Source organism: Microbacterium sp. ZKA21, assembly GCF_050434165.1.
Taxonomy (GTDB): Bacteria; Actinomycetota; Actinomycetes; order Actinomycetales; family Microbacteriaceae; genus Microbacterium.
The window spans coordinates 220,255-235,979 of record NZ_JBNPVV010000001.1 but is presented as its reverse complement, the minus strand read 5'-3'; the positions used below and the strand labels follow the sequence as shown (position 1 = coordinate 235,979).

Genomic DNA, 15,725 nt, shown 5'->3' with positions numbered 1-15,725 from the left:
CGACGGGGAACGAGAGGAGGTTCCGATGATTCTTGTACGCCAGGAGATCGGCGATGTGCTGAGGGACTTCCGCCTTCAGAAGGGGCGCACGCTCCGTCAGGTGGCCAGCAAGGCCTCCGTCGCACTCGGCTACCTCAGCGAGGTGGAGCGCGGTCAGAAGGAGGCCTCGAGCGAGATTCTCGCCTCGGTGGCAGAAGCGCTCGACGTACCCATCTCGACGATCATGCGGGAGGTCGGCGATCGCATCTCGGTCCTCGAGGGCCTGCAGGTGTTCCCGGATGTCGTTCCGGACGACCTCGTCGCGTCGATGGAATCCGAGCTCTCGCTGCACTGAGCCCGGCGACACCGTTTCGATGCGACGAAGTGAATTCCTCCGTGCCGTTGAGGCCGAATTCGGCGCGCGTTCGGCGTCGCTGATGAGCGATCTGGTGCTCGGATCGATCGGTTCCAGGACAGCTTCCGAAGCGCTTGCGGCCGGCGTCCCTCCCCGCGAGATCTGGCTCGCGCTGTGCGCGGAGACGGAAGTGCCGCTCGAGCGTCGTCATGGTGCCGGGCGTCTGGAACCGCGCGGACGTTGAGCGCTCAGCGCGACGTCGTCTGACGTATCGATCTTCGATCGCCGGATCGGCGTGTCGTCGAAGATCTGTTCGAGATGCGCGTATCGTTCTGCACAAGTGGTGATCGACCCCGTCTTCTCCACAGTCTGCGGATCTCTCCCGACGCGATGTCGGAGGCTCCGCATACCGTGAGGGACATGGCCGAAAGCCATACGCCTTGTCGGAGAGTCGACCCAGCCAGGGGAGGCCGCGACAGCCTACAGGCGGCAGCAGCGCGAGCAGAAGGAGCACACCATGCCATCACCCGCAGACCGCGAGAAGGCCCTCGAATCGGCCCTCGCCCAGATCGACCGCCAGTTCGGAAAGGGCTCGGTCATGCGGCTGGGCAGCGACGAGCGCGCCCCGGTCGAAGTCATCCCCACCGGCTCGATCGCGCTGGATGTCGCCCTCGGCGTCGGTGGACTGCCGCGCGGCCGCATCATCGAGATCTACGGCCCGGAGTCGTCGGGTAAGACGACACTGACGTTGCACGCGATCGCGAACGTCCAGCGCGCCGGAGGCATCGCCGCGTTCGTCGATGCCGAGCACGCACTCGACCCCGACTACGCCAAGAAGCTCGGCGTCGACATCGACGCGCTGCTGGTGTCTCAGCCCGACACGGGTGAGCAGGCGCTCGAGATCGCGGACATGCTCGTGCGCTCCGGTGCGATCGATCTCGTCGTGATCGACTCGGTCGCCGCTCTCGTGCCGCGTGCCGAGATCGAGGGCGAGATGGGCGACTCGCACGTCGGACTGCAGGCTCGTCTGATGTCGCAGGCGCTCCGCAAGCTCACCGGTGGCCTCAACCAGACCAACACCACGATGATCTTCATCAACCAGCTGCGCGAGAAGATCGGCGTCTTCTTCGGGTCTCCCGAGACCACGGCCGGTGGTAAGGCGCTGAAGTTCTACGCCTCGGTACGACTGGACATCCGTCGTATCGAGACGCTGAAGGACGGCACCGAGGCCGTGGGTAACCGCACCCGCGTCAAGGTCGTCAAGAACAAGATGGCGCCGCCGTTCAAGCAGGCGGAGTTCGACATCCTGTACGGCATCGGCATCTCGCGCGAAGGCAGCCTCATCGACTTCGGCGTGGAACACGGCATCGTGAAGAAGTCGGGCTCGTGGTACACCTACGACGGCGATCAGCTCGGTCAGGGTAAGGAGAACGCCCGCACGTTCCTCATCAACAACCCCGACATCGCGCGCACGATCGAGACGCAGATCAAGCAGAAGCTGGGCATCGGCGGTGCCGCTGCCGCTCCGGAGGCTGCGGACGAGCTCGCGCAGCGTCGTCCGGCCTGATGACCGGTGAGAACGGGGGCGAGGAGAACCTCGCCCCCGTGATCCCGCTCTTCGGTCGCCACGCGTCGGCAGAGGACGGGCCGTCTCCGTCACACACCGCAGCTGATCGCGCCGCGAGTTCGACATCGTCCGGGGAAGCGGCACCGGTCGTCGGTCGCGCAACCGGCGCCGATGCGTGGCATCCGACCTGGGCCGCCGGCGAAGACGCGGACGCCGGTACGCCGAGTGCGCATCACCCGGCGTACGGTGCGGAGGCTCGAAGGTCGCCGAAGCTCAGGGCATTGCGCCCTCATGAGACGTCTGCGCCCGAAGGCGACGATGTGGCCGACCCGGACGGCATCCGTGCACGAGCGGAGGAAGTGCTGGTGCGCAAGCTCCGTGCGCGCTCGCTTTCGATCTCGGAGGCGCGCGCCGTGCTGAAGGGATTCGAGCTGCAGGGGCAGCGCGTCGATGCAGCGCAGATCGATCATGTGATCGACGAGTTCTGTCGCCGCGGCTATCTCGACGACGCGATCCTGGCAGGACATCTGGTGACCTCTGGGGTGGAGCGGAAGGGTCAGGGGCGGATCGCGCTCAGCCGTGCCCTTGCTCAGCGCGGAATTCCCCGTGACGTGATCGATGCCGCACTCGATGAACTGCCGGATGATGACGCGGACCGTGCCCTCGAGTTCGCACGGACGAAGGCCCGATCCCTCGCCCGGCTCGACCACGAGACGGCGCTTCGGCGCCTGGTCGGCCAGCTGGCGCGACGCGGATACAACGGCGCGGTCGCGATGACCGCGGCCAAGACGGCCCTGGCGGAGGCGAGCTCCGGCGGGCCCGCGCCGGGCGTGCGCTTCGTCGACTCCGACTGAATCCGCCGAGCTCGGGGACGCACGATCGCTCGTAGAATGGACGGATCATGACTACTCCGCGCAGCGAACCGACGATCATCGCGCCCTCCTCTGCAGCCACCGGCGACGACGGCCGACAGCGCTCGTACGAGGTGCGCACGTTCGGGTGCCAGATGAACGTGCACGACTCGGAGCGTCTCTCCGGGTCGCTCGAGAGCGCCGGCTACGTCAAGGCCGCTTCGGGCGAAGAGGCCGACGTCGTGATCATCAACACGTGCGCCGTGCGCGACAATGCGGCGGGCAAGCTCTATGGCACGCTCGGGCACCTGAAGTCGATCAAGGACAAGCACGACGGTATGCAGATCGCCGTCGGCGGCTGCCTCGCCCAGATGGACAAGGATGTCGTGCAGCAGAAGGCGCCCTGGGTGGACGTCGTCTTCGGCACGCACAACATGGGTTCGCTTCCCGGTCTGCTCGAGCGCGCACGTCACAACGGCGATGCCGAGCTCGAGATCCTGGAGTCTCTTGAGATCTTCCCGTCGACGCTGCCCACGAAGCGGGATTCGGCGCACAGCGGCTGGGTCTCGATCTCGGTCGGCTGCAACAACACCTGCACGTTCTGCATCGTGCCCAGCCTGCGCGGCAAGGAGAAGGACCGCCGTCCTGGCGACATCCTGAACGAGATCCGGCTGCTCGTAGAAGACGGCGCGATCGAGGTCACCCTGCTCGGCCAGAACGTGAATTCCTACGGCGTCGAGTTCGGCGACCGTCAGGCCTTCGGCAAGCTGCTGCGGGCGGCAGGCGAGATCGAAGGACTCGAGCGGATCCGGTTCACCAGCCCGCACCCGGCGGCGTTCACGGATGACGTGATCGCCGCGATGGCGGAGACACCGTCCGTCATGCCCCAGCTGCACATGCCGTTGCAGTCCGGCAGCGACCGCATCCTCAAGGCGATGCGTCGTTCCTACCGGAGCGAGAAGTTCCTCGGCATCCTGGACCGCGTGCGCGAGCGCATTCCGAACGCGGCCATCTCGACCGACATCATCGTCGGTTTCCCCGGCGAGACGGACGAGGACTTCGAAGACACCATGCGGGTCGTCGAGCAGGCGCGATTCGCGAACGCGTTCACGTTCCAGTACTCGATCCGCGAGGGGACGCCCGCGGCGACCATGGCGGATCAGGTCCCCAAAGAGGTCGTCCAGGAGCGCTACAACCGCTTGCTCGCACTGCAGGAGCGCATCTCGCTGGAGGAGAACCAGAACCAGGTCGGTCGCGAGGTCGAGGTGCTCGTTTCCGTCGGCGAGGGCAAGAAGGATGCCGAGACGCACCGTCTGACCGGGCGCGCCGAGGACAACCGGCTGGTGCACTTCGAAGTGACCGAGGGCTCGGAGATTCCGCGTCCCGGCGATGTCGTGACCGTCACCATCACTCACGGCGCGCCGTTCCACCTGCTCGCCGACGACCCGACCGGCGCGCCGCTGCGGATCCGTCGCACCAGGGGTGGCGATGCGTGGGACCGCGCCCAGGCGGAGTCCTGCGGAGTCCCTGCGCAGGCGGGCGCCGTGTCCGGCTCCTCGGGTGCGGTGTCGCTCGGCCTACCGACGCTGCGCGTCGGGGTGTGACCGCCCTGATCCCTCGTCGAGACGCCGTGCTGTCTGCGAAACCCCGTCCTGTCAGCGCGAATCCGACGTGGCCCCGCCGATACGACGGGGTCTCGATGCGTGGCGGGAGGGCGTTCGCGTCTCGGTCATCGGACCGGAGCGCATCGTGAACCGGGTCTGGGCGATCGTCGGAGCCACCGGCACGGGCAAGAGCGACCTCGCGCTCCGGTTGGCCGCCGCGCTGCGCGAGCGCGGCAACCCGGCGGAGATCGTCAATGCCGATGCGATGCAGCTGTACCGCGGCATGGACATCGGAACCGCCAAACTGCCGGTCGACGAACGCCACGGCATCCCTCATCACCTCTTCGACGTGCGGGAGGTGACAGAGGAGGCGGCCGTCGCCTGGTATCAGCCGTTGGCACGGGGCGTGATCGAGGGCATCCACGCGCGGGGCGGCGACGCGATCTTCGTCGGCGGCTCGGGTCTGTACGTGTCCAGCGTGATCTTCGACTTCCGGTTTCCGCCCAGGGATGCCGCGGTGCGCGAGCGCCTGGAGCAGGAACTCGAGACGCGGGGCGCCGGCGCGCTGTTCGCACGCCTGACGACGATGGATGCCGCGACGGCGGCCCGAGTGGATCCGAAGAACGGACGTCGGATCGTGCGAGCGCTGGAGGTGCTGGAGCAGGGTGCGCCGACGCACGGGGCGATGCTGCCGGAGGCGCCTGTGCTGTGGCAGCCGGACACGCGTATTCTCGGCGTGCACGTCGAGCGCTCCGAACTCGTGCAGCGTCTTGATCGGCGCGTGGAGCGGATGTGGGAGCAGGGAATGCTCGACGAAGTCGCCGCGCTGCGGGATCGAGGGCTGGAAGACGGCGTGACGGCGCGGAGGGCGATCGGCTACGCACAGGCGCTGGCGCAGCTGTCGGGGGAGAAGACCGAGGCCGAGGCGATCGCGGAGACGCAGGCGCTGACCCGCCGCTACGCCCGGCGGCAGGTGTCGTGGTTCAAGCGCTATCCCGGAATCGAGTGGGTTCAACCGATGTCGGATGCCGGTGACATGCTGAACGCATGACCACCCACTACTTCACCGCCACCAGCCTCGACGGCTTCATCGCGACGCCCGAGCATTCCCTGGACTGGCTGCTCAAGCAGGACTTCGACGAGCAGGGGCCGATGGCGTACCCCTCCTTCATCACGACCATCGGTGCGCTGGTGATGGGGGCGTCGACCTATCAGTGGGTGATGGATCACGAGAAGGGCGTCTGGGGGTACGAGCAGCCGACGTGGGTGTTCACGCATCGCGAACTGTCGCTGCCCGATACGGGCGACGTGCGGCTCACTCAGTCCGACGTGCGCGAGGTGCACGCCGCGATGGTCGAGGCCGCGGGCGGAAAGGATCTGTGGATCGTCGGCGGGGGAGACCTCGCCGGGCAGTTCGCGGATGCCGGTCTGCTCGACGAGGTCTGGCTGCAGTACGCGCCCGTCACACTGGGTGCGGGGTCGCCGGTGCTTCCGCGCGCACTCGATCTGGAACTCGTCGAGACAGCGCGCAACCGGAACTTCCTCTGCGGTCGTTATCGAGTCCTCGCGCCGCAATAGGCTGGTGCGGTGGCACACACCTTCGCCCTCATCCCGGCTTCGTACGTGTTCCTGCGTCGGGGGAGCGAGGTCCTGCTGCAGCTGCGCCAGAACACGGGCTACATGGATGGGCACTGGGTGGCGGGAGCTGCGGGCCACCTCGAACCGGGGGAGACGGCCAGGCAAGCGGCCGTCCGCGAGGCCGCCGAAGAGCTCGGCGTGGTCCTGCGCTCCGATGACCTGGAGCTCGTGACGATCATGCACCGCACGGATGGAACGGATGCGCCGCGCGAGCAGCGCATCGAGTGGTTCTGGACGGCGAGCTCCTGGGAGGGTGAGCCGGCGATCCAGGAGCCGCACAAGGCCGTCGAGGCGCGCTGGTGGCCCCTGGACGGCCTACCTGACCCGATCCCCGACTACGAACTGTCGGTGCTGCGCGGTCTGGGCGCGGGCGATCTGCCGCTGGAGTCGACGTTCGGGTTCGGATCGTGACCGCGGTCATCAGGGTATTCGATCGTCCGGATGCCGATGCTGTCGTCGCGCAAGCGCGTGATCGCGGGCTCATGAGGTTCGGTCAATAGACTGGACCCATGGTCGCATTCACCAAGGGTCACGGCACGGGCAACGATTTCGTCATCATCGCCGACCCTGATGGCCAGCTCGAGCTGAGTGCGGATCAGGTCGCCGCCATCTGCGATCGGCATTTCGGCATCGGTGCGGACGGCGTGCTGCGCGTCGTGCGCTCCCAGGCGATCGCGGAGGGCGCCGCGTCGCTGTCGGAGGAGCCCGCCGCCGAGTGGTTCATGGACTACCGCAACGCGGACGGGTCGATCGCGGAGATGTGCGGCAACGGCATCCGCGTCTTCGCCCACTACCTGGTGCGTGCGGGGCTTGCCTCCATCGAGCCGGGCTCGACGCTGCCGATCGGCACGCGAGCCGGCGTGCGCGATGTGACCCGCAGCGAGACCGGGTATCAGGTCGACCTCGGCCGCTGGAAGCTCTCCGGCGACGATCCGCTGGTGCGGGCCCGAGGGCTCGACGTCGCACGACCCAGCACCGGAATCGATGTCGGCAACCCGCATGTCGTCGTGGCTCTCGCCTCCGACCAGGAGCTGGCCGGTCTCGAACTCGAGTACGCGCCGATCCTCGATCCGCAGCCGCCCGCGGGCGCGAACATCGAGTTCGTCGTCCCGGGAGAGCCGCTGGTCCGCGACGGCATCGGCCACGTGTCGATGCGCGTCTTCGAGCGCGGCGTCGGCGAGACGCTCAGCTGCGGCACGGGCGTCGCAGCCACTGCGCTCGCGGTGCGGCACTGGGCCGGCGACCGGGCGCCGGACAATTGGCGGGTCGAAGTTCCGGGTGGAACGCTCGGCGTGCGCATGTTCCCCGCCGAGGACGGCGAGCACGTCGCCCTTTCGGGATCCGCGCAACTGGTCTTCCGCGGCGAGATCGATCTGGTCTGAGTCCGTAGAGCGCGTGGGTGACGAGAGCCCGATCGAGCTGGTGATCTTCGACTGCGACGGGGTTCTCGTCGACAGCGAGAAGCTCGCCGTGCGCGTCGATCGACACGTGCTCGCCGATCTCGGATGGGAACTGAGTGAGCGCGACATCGTGCATCGCTTCGTCGGACGCTCTGCCACGCACTTCCGCGCCGAAGTCGAGGCATACCTCGCGCGTCCCCTCGCTGACGACTGGGAAGCGCCCTACCAGCACCTGTACGACGACGCATTCGCACGCGAGTTGGAGGCGGTCGCGGGGGTCGTCGAGGCACTCGATCGCATCGCGCCGGCCGTTGCGACCTGCATCGCGTCCAGCGGCTCATACGAGAAGCTCGACCGCACCCTCGGCCTGACCGGACTGCTGCCGCTCTTCGAGGGGCGCATCTTCAGCGCAGTGGAGGTTGTCAACGGCAAACCCGCACCCGACCTCTTCCTGCATGCAGCCGCGCGCATGGGAGTCGCTCCCGAGGCATGCGTCGTCATCGAGGACAGCAGGTTCGGCGTCGCGGCGGCCCGTGCGGCGGGTATGCGCGCGTTCGGGTACGCCGGCGGGATCACTCCGCGAGCGTGGCTCGAAGGGGAGAACACCACGGTGTTCGACGACATGGCTCGTCTGCCGGACCTGCTCGGCCTGGCGACGAGATAGCGGATCAGGCGAGGTCGATCGGCTCCGTCGGCGGTGTACCGTGCTTGCGCACCTTGAGCACGCGATACCCCTTGCCTGTTCCCGCACGGAAGACGCTGTAGCCGGGGTGGAACGTCGATGCCATCCAGCGCTGCAGCGAATCCGCACCGAGGTTGCGCTGGACGACCAGCCAGGCGTCACTGCGTTCATCCAGACGGGGGATCCACTGCTCGAGCATGTCGTGCAGGATGTCCTTGCCGACGCGGATCGGCGGATTCGAACGGATGGTGCGGAAGGAGATGTCGGCGGGAACATCCTCCGGACGCACGGCGTTGATGTTATCGAGCCCCAACGCCGCAGCGTTGCGTCGGACGAGATCGAGCGCCCGCTCATTGACATCGACCGCCCACACGGTCGCGTGAGGTGCGAGCATGGCCATGGTCAGGCTGATCGGACCCCACCCGGCCCCGAGGTCGAGAAAGTCTCCCCCCGGTGGTACAGGTGGCATGTTGGCGAAGAGGACTGCAGTGCCGGCATCCAGCCGCTCGGGGCTGAAAACACCCCCAGCTGTCGTCACCGTAACCGGCCGACCGGCCAGCGTCACATCGATGGTGCGCAGATTCTCGGGGCTTGCCGGGGCCGCAGTGAAGTAATGGTCGGACCCCATAGAGGCGAGCGTACCGGACAGTGGGGGTTAAGGTTAAGGCGCTCCACGTGAGAAGCAGAGAACAGGGACGGATGACGGAAACCACGAACGACAAGCGCACGGACGAGACAGTGGATCGAGTTCTGGCGAACGCCGGGCAACGCACCGAGGCGCACGTGTTCGGCGCCGCACAAGCGATCCAGGATGCCGCGACCGCGACGCACACGGATGCCGATGGCGCCCAGTGGGACCTCGAAGACCGTCACGCCCTGCGTCGCGTCGCCGGGCTCTCCACCGAGCTCGAGGACGTCACCGAGGTCGAGTACCGCCAGCTGCGGCTCGAGAACGTCGTCCTCGTCGGCGTGTATCCGCAGGGCGCGCAGGAGGACGCGGAGAACTCGCTGCGCGAGCTCGCCGCGCTCGCGGAAACCGCCGGCGCGGTCGTGCTCGACGGCCTGCTCCAGCGGCGTCCGTATCCCGACCCCGCGACGTACATCGGGCGCGGCAAGGCGCAGGAGCTGAAGGGCATCGTCGCCGCCACAGGGGCCGACACCGTGATCGCCGACACCGAACTGGCACCGAGCCAGCGTCGTGCGCTCGAGGACGTGGTCAAGGTCAAGGTCATCGACCGCACGACCGTCATCCTCGACATCTTCAGCCAGCACGCCAAGAGCCGAGAGGGCAAGGCGCAGGTCGAGCTCGCACAGCTCGAGTATCTGCTTCCGCGTCTGCGCGGCTGGGGCGACTCGATGAGCCGCCAGGCAGGTGGCCAGGTCGGTGCCGGCGGCGCCGGTATGGGGTCACGCGGCCCCGGCGAGACCAAGATCGAACTCGACCGTCGCCGCATCCGCACCAAGATGGCACTGCTGCGACGTCAGATCCGTGACTTCGCACCGGCTCGCGAGGCCAAGCGCGCCGAGCGCAAGCGCAACACGATCCCGTCCGTTGCGATCGCCGGCTACACGAACGCGGGCAAGTCGAGTCTGCTGAACGCGCTCACCAACGCGGGAGTGCTCGTCGAGAACGCGCTCTTCGCGACGCTGGATGCCACGGTGCGCCGCACCGAGACCGCCGACGGGCGCGTGTTCACGCTGACCGACACCGTCGGGTTCGTCCGCAACTTGCCGCACCAGCTCGTCGAGGCGTTCCGCTCGACGCTCGAGGAGGTCGGCGAGGCCGACGTCGTGCTGCACGTCGTCGACGGATCGCACCCCGATCCCGCCGGCCAGCTGCAGACTGTGCGCGATGTCCTCGGCGATGTCGGCGTACGGGATATGCCGGAGATCGTCGTGTTCAACAAGGCCGACCTGATCGACGACGATGAGCGCCTCGTGCTGCGCGGACTCGAACCGACGGCGCACTTCGTCTCGTCGCGTTCCGGGGAGGGCATTGCCGAACTGCGCGTCGCCGTCGAGGAGGCGCTGCCGAAGCCGGCGATCGAGATCCACGCCCTCGTGCCCTATGACCGCGGAGACCTGGTCGCCGCGATCCATGAGACGGGGATGCTGCTGTCGTCGGAGCACGGCGAGCACGGCACAGCGGTGCACGCTCGCGTCTCCGAGCGGCTCGCCGCCGAACTGGCGCCGTTCGCGGTCGCGAACTGACCCGACCCGTTCTGCGACACTTCTCCGAGTCCGCGACGTGGTCTTCGTGACGCGATCGCGGAAAGGTGTCGCAGAACCAGCGTGGTGCGGTGGTGCCGCGCGACGGCTCAGCTCGCGGTGAAGCGCGCCTCGACGGTGGCGGAGACGACGATCTCGTCGGGCTCGTACTCCATCGCGGGCGACGAGTCCGCGGCGAACGCGGCACCGCGGGCCTTGAACGCGGCCATCTGCGGCGGCTGCGGCCCGCTGGAGATGAGTCCGACGTCGGCGATCTCCAGCGGAACGACGGTGGACAGGCCGAGAGCGCCGGCGTACGCCTCTGCGCGTGTCACGGCGACGCCCACGGCGGATGCCGCCACTTCGCGCTCGATCCGAGCGCGCGTCGCGGGCGTGAGGTGCCAGTCGACCCCGCCCACTTCGACGCCTTCCCAGGGGGAGACATCGGACACCCACACGGAGAGTTCGGATGCTTCGGTGAACGTCGCGGTGAAATCGACGCTCGCGTAGTAGATCGGCGCGAGGCGCTTGCCGTCATTGCTCCACGGCCGCTCGGCGCGCACCGAGAGACGCTTGCTCGTCCATTCGGCGATGCTCTCGGCATCCGCTCGCTCGACGAGCCCGGCGCGCACCGGCTCGGCCAGGCGCAGGACGTGGTCCACGACGGCCGTGCGATCCGGCCCATCGGAACGGACGGATACGCGGATCGTGGCACGCTCGGGAGCGATGCGCGCTTCGCTCTCGCCGCGGACGGTGATGGTGACGTCGCTCATGATGGCGACTCTACGCGAGCGGCGCTGGAATGGCGCAGCGCTCCGATACGTTGTAGGCTGTAATGCTCGGGTGCTCCAGCATCCGAGCTGATAAATCCACAGAGCGACAGCGGCTCCTTCGCAAGAAGGCCCACGGGGCTGATCGGTTTCGACAGCGCCTGTGAATCCACGAGAAGCGGGCCGAGGATGCAGGGTTATCTCGTGAACGCTCCCTGCAAAACAATAGTTGCCGAAACAAAGCGCAACGACTTCGCCCTCGCTGCATAAGCGAGCCCGATAGTCCGTCAGGCCGTATGTGATTCCGATACGGATCCTGGCGTCATCTAGGAATCTTGCTGCGTGATGGCGTCTGGACGTCACGCGGGACTCTTCCCAGGCTGGGCTTGTCGACTTAGGTGTCTGTGACAAAGGTCGGAGCCGAGTAGAACGTCTGCACAGACTGCGCCCGGAGAAGGCGTGGAGACTCAGCGTTGGACGGGGGTTCGATTCCCCCCAGCTCCACAGACCGCTGTCGCGAAACGACGAGGCCCGCCTCCTGTGATCCTGCAGGGGCGGGCCTCGTCGTGTATCACAGGCTGTCGGTCAGGACCAGTTGATCAGGACCAGGCTCTGCTTCGTGTCGGCGAAGCGCACCCAGCCGTCGCCGAACAGGTACGTCATGCCGTAGCCGTCCTCATCGGTCTGGAAGGCGGACTCGGGCGGTTCCGTGAAGTACAGCGCGCCGTTCTCGTCCTCCCGCTTCCACCCCTGCGCGAGCAGTTCGCTCTGAGCGGCGGACGCCTGGTCGGGCGTGAGCTCGCCCCACGCGAAGAACTGACCGTGGTCGGATGCTTCGTCCCAATCGGCCCAGGAGCAGTAGATGCCCTTCTCGATCACCGTCTCGCCGATGCGGAACTCGGATTGCCTGGCGCTCCAGCCGAGCTCGCTCAGCGTGCTCACGGTTCCGGGTGTGACGAGGGTTTCGCAGGTGGGCAGGGCAGCGGGCTCCGGCTCGCCGGTGGGCTCATTCGCGATCGGCGCGGTCGTCTCGACCGCCGGCGGGGGCGTCGCGTCGTCGGTCTCGACCGCCGCGGGCGTCTGCGCGCACGCGATGAGGGTCGCGGCGAGAAGGAGGGCGGCGGCGGCGGCAGGGATGCGGGGGATCATCACGGGCCTTGTCGTTTCGGTGTCAGTCGGACGGATGCAGAAGCTCGAGGAATGCGTCGTGCAGCACCCCGTTGGTGGCAAGTGTCGAGAGTGCGGACAGCGTCTCGACTCCGTCGTACGACGTCATGCGCCCGCCCGCCTCGCGGACGATGGGGACGGCGGCCGCGATGTCGTACTCCTTGACATCGAACTCGGCCACCATGTCGATGCGGCCTTCGGCCAGCAGCATGTACGCATAGATGTCGCCGTACGCGCGGTCGCGCCACACGCGAGAGGCGAGCACGAGCAGGTCGTCGAGCTTGCCGGCATCCGCCCACTGCGCGATGCTCTGGAAGCTCACACTGGCGTCGTCGAGCGAGTCCACGGACGACACGTGCAACGCCCGCGGCTCCTCCGCGGTGTCCGTCCACGCGCCCAGCCCGGTCGCTGCCCACCAGCGCCGTCCCAGGGCCGGCATGCTGACGACGCCGACCTGCGGCGCACCGTCGATCGCGAGTGCGATCATCGTCCCCCACAGGGGGACGCCGCGCAGGAAGTTCGCCGTACCGTCGATCGGGTCGATGATCCACTGCCGGTGGGTGGAGCCGTCGGTGCCGTACTCCTCGCCGAGGATGCCGTCGTCCGGGCGTTCGACCGCCAGGATGCCGCGGATGGCACGCTCCGTCGCCAGGTCGGCGTCCGTGACGTGGGAGCGGTCCGCCTTGCGCGAGATCTCGAGATCGGCCGCGTCGAAGCGCGCCAGCGACTGCTCGTCCGCGGCGTGCGCAAGGCGAAGGGCGAGGTCGAGATCGCCCCGGAGATCGGGGGCGGCGGGGGAGTCGGTCACCCCTCCAGGATAGCGATCGGGGTGGTGTCTCCCTCGGTCGTGGCGAGCTGTTCACAGCCTCTCCCTAGGCAGGTCGACCTCGATTTCGCATGCGGCTCAGGACCTGGTAACGTAATTCCTCGGCCGGGGAAGATCGGCCACGCACCTCTAGCTCAATCGGCAGAGCAACTGACTCTTAATCAGTGGGTTCTGGGTTCAAGTCCCAGGGGGTGCACGGATCAGCCTCAGAAGACTCTCGCCAGTCATCTGGGGCTTTTCTGCTTTCCGTCGTACGACGCAGCAGGGCCCGCCATCGGTTCTCGATGGCGGGCCCTGCTGCGTTGCCGCAGACGTCAGCGGGCGACCGGCACGCTTCCGGTGTCGTCGCCTGCGGCATCCTGGTGCGCAGCGTTCTCCGAGACCGCACCAGCGCGCTGCTGCGCCTCCAGGCGCTCGGCTTCCTCGCCGCCGATCGCCTCGCCCCGCGCCACCAGCCCGGCCTGATCCGAGAGCGGGATCTGCTTGAGGAACAGCGAGAGCACCAGGGCAAGCAGGACGAACGGGATGAGGTACCAGAACACGGGGGCGAGGGCATCCGCATATGCGGTCACGATGCCGTCGCGCACCTCGTCGGGCAGGGTGCTGAGTGTGGCGGGATCGATCGTCGACGCGGCCTGCGACGCGGCATCCGGCGACGCACCGGCATCTGCGAACACCCCGAGCAGATTCTCGGTGAGCCGGGTCGTGAAGATCGTTCCGAACACCGCAGTGCCCAGTGACGCCCCCACCTCGCGGAAGTAGTTGTTCGTGCTCGTCGCCGTGCCGATCTCATTCGCCGGCACCGCGTTCTGCACCACGAGGACGACGACCTGCATGATGAGTCCGAGACCGGCGCCGAAGAAGAACAGGAACACGCAGATCAGCCAGATCGGGGTCGACGCGGACAGCGTCGTGAACGCGACCATCGCGAGGCCGGTGATGATCGTTCCGAGGATCGGGTAGATCTTGTACTTCCCGGTCTTCGAGATCGCGATTCCGGAGCCGATCGACGTGCCCATCAGGCCCACCATCATCGGGATCATGAGCAGACCGGATGCCGCGGCCGACGTGCCGGAGGACATCTGCAGGAAGGTGGGGACGAACCCGATCGCCGCGAACATGCCGATTCCGAGCACGAGACCGATCGCGGTGGCGTTGACGAAGATCGGGTTGCGGAACAGGCTCAGCGGGATGATCGGGTCCTGCACGCGCGACTCGGTGATGACGAATGCCGTGGCGGCGACCACGAGCCCCGCACCCCAGGCCCAGGTGGCGGGCGAATCCCAACCGAACTCCTTGTCGCCGCCGAAGTCGGTGAAGAAGATGAGGCAGGTCGTGGCGATCGACAGGAAGATCACGCCGAAGATGTCGATCGGCTTCTCGGCCTTCTTGCTCGGCAGCTTCAGGGCCACCAGCGCGATGATGAAGGCGGCGATGCCGACGGGGATGTTGATGTAGAACGCCCACTGCCACGTCATGTGATCGACGAAGAACCCACCGAGCAGCGGGCCTGCGACGGCGGACAGGCCGAACACGGCACCGAGCGGCCCCATGTACTTCCCGCGCTCGTTCGCCGGCACGATATCGGCGATGATCGCCTGCGACAGGATCATCAGACCGCCGCCGCCGAGGCCCTGGAGCGCCCGGAAGACGACGAACATCCAGAAGTCGGTGGCGAACGCGCACCCGACGGACGCGAGCGTGAACAGGGCGATCGCGACGAGGAAGAGGTTGCGCCGTCCGAGCACGTCGCCGAACTTGCCGTAGATCGGCATCACGATGGTCGTCGCCAGCAGGTAGGCGGTGGTGATCCACACCTGATGGTCGACGCCGCCGAGCTGGCCGACGATCGTGGGCATAGCGGTGGAGACGATCGTCTGATCGAGGCTGGACAGCAGCATCCCGGCGATGAGGGCGCTGAAGATGATCCAGATGCGGCGCTTGGTGAGCAGGAACGGCGCATCCGTGGGGGCGGTGGCGGACATCAGTGGGCTTTCTGTGGCGGTGTCAACAGGGAGCGGGCGATCTCGAGCCGTCGGCTGAGGAGATCTTCGAAGGATTCGGGGGAGTGCTGCTGGAGGAGCTCGTCCATGCACATGCGCACAAGCGCACCGAAGACGTGCACGATGACTTCGGCGCGCACGCGGGAATCGTCGCTGTCGTCGCCGATCCGGCGCTGGATGAGGTCGATGTCCCTGCGTTCGTTCGCCGCGAGATGTTCGAAGGCGGCCTTGAGCAGGCGGGGCTCCTCCTCGATGATCGCGAGGACCACGGGCGCCTCGGCGACCGGATCGAACAGCGCCCATCGGCGGATCATCATCGAGGCGAAGTCCTCGACGACATCGCCCGACTGCGACGCGAACTCATCGGCGAGGGCGCGTTCCGCGTCGTCGACGAGCGCGAATCCGAAGATCGCGTTCTCTTTGCTCTCGAAGTAGTTGAAGAACGTCCGGCGGGAGACGCCCACCTCGGCGCACAGTTCCTCGACGGTGAAACCGGTGAACCCGCGTTCGCTCGTCAGACGGCGCGCGGCATCGGTCAACGCGCGCGTGGTCTCGCGCTTGCGCTGGTCTCGCAGCGATTCTGCACTCTCGTTCATAGAGTGCAAGTTTGCACTCTGAATCTAAGAGTGCACTGTGAATCCGTGGCGCTACGCTGTCATCGGACAGGGAGGCGGG

General features: G+C 67.3%; 17 protein-coding genes, 1 tRNA gene and 1 other RNA gene. 13 read left to right on the top strand and 6 right to left on the bottom strand.

The annotated features are described in order from the left end of the window. Positions 1 to 25 precede the first annotated feature (25 nt). The 10 genes from M2317_RS01265 to M2317_RS01220 all read left to right on the top strand — a co-directional run bounded on the left by M2317_RS01265 (position 26) and on the right by M2317_RS01220 (position 8,058). Positions 26 to 334, top strand: coding sequence for a helix-turn-helix domain-containing protein (locus M2317_RS01265; RefSeq protein WP_429456555.1), 309 nt, complete (start codon positions 26 to 28; stop codon positions 332 to 334). Between the two features lie 19 nt (positions 335 to 353). Beyond that, entirely contained in the window at positions 354 to 578 is a 225-nt protein-coding gene (locus M2317_RS01260) for a DUF3046 domain-containing protein (protein WP_429456553.1), read from the top strand. 273 nt (positions 579 to 851) lie between these two features. Beyond that, positions 852 to 1,901: a recombinase RecA gene (recA, locus tag M2317_RS01255; RefSeq protein WP_429456551.1), complete on the top strand. Its 1,050-nt coding sequence runs from the start codon at positions 852 to 854 to the stop codon at positions 1,899 to 1,901. Beyond that, positions 1,901 to 2,755 (top strand): regulatory protein RecX, encoded by an 855-nt coding sequence (locus M2317_RS01250; protein WP_429456549.1) that lies wholly within the window; start codon positions 1,901 to 1,903, stop codon positions 2,753 to 2,755. The genes recA and M2317_RS01250 overlap by 1 nt, the downstream gene beginning before the upstream one ends. 47 nt (positions 2,756 to 2,802) lie before the next feature. Next, complete coding sequence (gene miaB / locus M2317_RS01245; RefSeq protein ID WP_429456548.1) at positions 2,803 to 4,356, top strand: tRNA (N6-isopentenyl adenosine(37)-C2)-methylthiotransferase MiaB; 1,554 nt, start codon at positions 2,803 to 2,805, stop codon at positions 4,354 to 4,356. A gap of 142 nt (positions 4,357 to 4,498) precedes the next feature. Continuing rightward, on the top strand, positions 4,499 to 5,407 hold the full coding sequence (gene miaA, locus M2317_RS01240; RefSeq protein ID WP_429457630.1) for a tRNA (adenosine(37)-N6)-dimethylallyltransferase MiaA: 909 nt from the start codon (positions 4,499 to 4,501) through the stop codon (positions 5,405 to 5,407). After that, on the top strand, positions 5,404 to 5,934 hold the full coding sequence (locus M2317_RS01235; protein WP_429456546.1) for a dihydrofolate reductase family protein: 531 nt from the start codon (positions 5,404 to 5,406) through the stop codon (positions 5,932 to 5,934). The genes miaA and M2317_RS01235 overlap by 4 nt, the downstream gene beginning before the upstream one ends. 9 nt (positions 5,935 to 5,943) lie before the next feature. Then, positions 5,944 to 6,405: an NUDIX hydrolase gene (locus tag M2317_RS01230; RefSeq protein WP_429456544.1), complete on the top strand. Its 462-nt coding sequence runs from the start codon at positions 5,944 to 5,946 to the stop codon at positions 6,403 to 6,405. A 98-nt stretch (positions 6,406 to 6,503) separates the two neighbouring features. Next, entirely contained in the window at positions 6,504 to 7,376 is an 873-nt protein-coding gene (dapF, locus tag M2317_RS01225; protein WP_429456542.1) for a diaminopimelate epimerase, read from the top strand. Between the two features lie 13 nt (positions 7,377 to 7,389). Further along, entirely contained in the window at positions 7,390 to 8,058 is a 669-nt protein-coding gene (locus tag M2317_RS01220) for an HAD family hydrolase (protein WP_429456540.1), read from the top strand. A gap of 4 nt (positions 8,059 to 8,062) precedes the next feature. Here M2317_RS01220 and M2317_RS01215 read toward each other — a convergent pair whose 3' ends face one another. Further along, positions 8,063 to 8,704, bottom strand: coding sequence for a class I SAM-dependent methyltransferase (locus M2317_RS01215; protein WP_429456538.1), 642 nt, complete (start codon positions 8,702 to 8,704; stop codon positions 8,063 to 8,065). Positions 8,705 to 8,775: 71 nt separating this feature from the next. On the opposite strand from M2317_RS01215, the gene hflX reads away from it, so the two are divergent. Then, positions 8,776 to 10,287 carry a GTPase HflX gene (gene hflX, locus M2317_RS01210; protein ID WP_429456536.1) on the top strand — a complete coding sequence of 504 codons (1,512 nt, stop codon included), beginning with the start codon at positions 8,776 to 8,778 and terminating at the stop codon, positions 10,285 to 10,287. Positions 10,288 to 10,394: 107 nt separating this feature from the next. Here the strand turns inward: hflX and M2317_RS01205 are convergent, their stop codons facing one another. Beyond that, entirely contained in the window at positions 10,395 to 11,057 is a 663-nt protein-coding gene (locus M2317_RS01205) for an SIMPL domain-containing protein (protein ID WP_429456535.1), read from the bottom strand. A gap of 134 nt (positions 11,058 to 11,191) precedes the next feature. Here M2317_RS01205 and ssrA point away from each other — a divergent pair. After that, positions 11,192 to 11,561, top strand: a transfer-messenger RNA (tmRNA) gene (ssrA, locus tag M2317_RS01200). A 78-nt stretch (positions 11,562 to 11,639) separates the two neighbouring features. On the opposite strand, the gene M2317_RS01195 is transcribed toward ssrA, so the two are convergent. Both M2317_RS01195 and M2317_RS01190 read right to left on the bottom strand, forming a co-directional pair. After that, positions 11,640 to 12,203 carry a hypothetical protein gene (locus tag M2317_RS01195; RefSeq protein WP_429457628.1) on the bottom strand — a complete coding sequence of 188 codons (564 nt, stop codon included), beginning with the start codon at positions 12,201 to 12,203 and terminating at the stop codon, positions 11,640 to 11,642. Positions 12,204 to 12,225: 22 nt separating this feature from the next. Beyond that, on the bottom strand, positions 12,226 to 13,029 hold the full coding sequence (locus M2317_RS01190; protein ID WP_429456534.1) for an inositol monophosphatase family protein: 804 nt from the start codon (positions 13,027 to 13,029) through the stop codon (positions 12,226 to 12,228). Between the two features lie 141 nt (positions 13,030 to 13,170). Here M2317_RS01190 and M2317_RS01185 point away from each other — a divergent pair. Beyond that, positions 13,171 to 13,243 (top strand) — tRNA-Lys (locus tag M2317_RS01185). A 118-nt stretch (positions 13,244 to 13,361) separates the two neighbouring features. Here the strand turns inward: M2317_RS01185 and M2317_RS01180 are convergent. Beyond that, the gene (locus M2317_RS01180; RefSeq protein WP_429456532.1) at positions 13,362 to 15,032 is read right to left on the bottom strand and encodes an MDR family MFS transporter; all 1,671 of its coding nucleotides are present in this window, start codon (positions 15,030 to 15,032) and stop codon (positions 13,362 to 13,364) included. Continuing rightward, on the bottom strand, positions 15,032 to 15,646 hold the full coding sequence (locus M2317_RS01175) for a TetR/AcrR family transcriptional regulator (protein WP_429456530.1): 615 nt from the start codon (positions 15,644 to 15,646) through the stop codon (positions 15,032 to 15,034). The genes M2317_RS01180 and M2317_RS01175 overlap by 1 nt, the downstream gene beginning before the upstream one ends. Between the last annotated feature and the right edge of the window lie 79 nt (positions 15,647 to 15,725).